At 77.4% G+C, this 849-nt stretch carries 1 protein-coding gene; it reads right to left on the bottom strand.

The window, feature by feature from the left end:
* Nucleotides 1–31 precede the first annotated feature (31 nt).
* The coding region (locus FOE67_RS27235; protein WP_228474359.1) for an ABC transporter ATP-binding protein at nucleotides 32–849 on the bottom strand (818 nt) is incomplete at its 5' end.

Raw genomic sequence — 849 nt, 5'->3', positions numbered from 1 at the left:
GCATACCCCCCCACCACCCCCACCGGCGGGGTCAATCCGGTGGGCCCGCAGAGCCCCCGGCTGCTCCGTCGGTCGCACCGGCCGCCCCCGCCGGCACCCTGTCGAGCACCCGCCTCAGGGCTCCGTCACGGGTCGTCAACTCCTCGGGGGTGCCGACCTCCGCCACCCGGCCGTTCTCCAGCACCACGACCCGGTCGGCGCGTCGGATGGTGGAGGGACGGTGCGCGATCAGCACCGTGGTGCGGTCCCCGGCGTCGGTCAACACCCCGGCCAGCGCCTCCTCCGCGGCCGTGTCCAGCGCGGCGGTGGTCTCGTCGAGCACCAGCACCCGGGGGTCGGCGAGCAGGGCCCGGGCCAGGGCCACCCGGGCCCGCTGGCCGCCCGAGAGGGTGGCGCCCCGTTCCCCCACGGCACCGTCCGCCCCTCCGGGCAGGTCGGCGGCGATCCGGTCCACCCCGCACCGGCGCGCCACCTCCGCCACCCGCCCGTCGTCCGCGTCGGGGGCGGCCAACCGCAGGTTCTCGGCGAGGCCGCCGTGGAAGAGCGGGGTGTCCTGGCCGACGACGGCGACCGCCCGCCGCAGGTCGGGGTCGGCGATGTCCCGCAGGTCCACCGCGTCCCCGCGCGGGGACACCAACTCGACGCTCCCCTCGGTGGGGTCCCAGAAGCGGGCGATCAGGTGGGCGCAGGTGGACTTGCCCGCCCCCGAGGCACCGACCAGGGCCACGGTGCCGCCGGCCGGTATGTCCAGATCCACCCCGTCCAGTACCGGGGGGCCGCCGTAGTCGAAACGCACTCCCCGGAACCGGACGCCCAGCGGACCGGGAGGCAGGGGAACCGGGTGGGCGG

This window comes from Streptomyces calidiresistens (assembly GCF_014141525.1).
In the GTDB taxonomy this organism is placed as follows: Bacteria; Actinomycetota; Actinomycetes; order Streptomycetales; family Streptomycetaceae; genus Streptomyces; species Streptomyces calidiresistens.
Note: the sequence above shows the minus strand (reverse complement) of the source record. Positions and strands in the feature narration are given on the sequence as shown.